We start from the raw sequence: 634 nt of genomic DNA, 5'->3' as shown, positions 1-634 counted from the left end.
CAGCTGGCAGGTGCTGCGGGTGCAGCGCGGCCAGACCCTGAGCAACCTGTTCGACGAGGCCGGCATTCCGGCCACGGTGATGCACCAGGTGCTGGAGCACCCCGGCGCGCGCGCGGCGTTGACCAAGCTGCGCCCGGGCGCGGAGATCGCCTTCGACCTGCCGCTGTCCGGCGACCTGCGCACGATCCGCTTCGACCGCGATGCCGACAACCGCGTCGAGCTGTCGCTGAAGGATGACCAGATCACCGAGAAGGTGATCAAGCGCGAGTCGTCGACCCGCCGCATCGTCGCCAGCGGCGAGATCACCAGTTCGTTGTATGCGGCCGCGCGGAAGGCCGGGCTGTCGCCGTCTGCGATCGCCACGATGACCGACGAGATCTTCAAGTACGACATCGACTTCTCCAAGGACCTGCAGCCGGGCGATCGCTTCAGCGTGGTGCTGGATGAAACCTGGCGCGAAGGCGAGAAGGTGGATACCAGCAAGATCCTGGCGGCGACCTTCACTTCCGGCGGCAAGACCTACAGCGGCTTCCGCTTCGACCGCAACGGCAAGTCCGAGTACTTCGACGTGAGCGGGCGACCGCTGAAGAAGAGCTTCATCCGCATGCCGATCCCGTTCGCGCGGTTGAGCTCC

1 protein-coding gene is annotated in these 634 nt (G+C 66.1%); it reads left to right on the top strand.

Features of this window, described 5'->3' with window-relative positions:
- On the top strand, nucleotides 1-634 hold a 634-nt coding region (locus tag ACXJKJ_RS30945), incomplete at both ends, for a LysM-like peptidoglycan-binding domain-containing protein (RefSeq protein ID WP_457395372.1).

This window comes from Roseateles sp. P5_E1 (assembly GCF_054049335.1).
This window is presented reverse-complemented; position numbering and strand designations above follow the sequence as displayed.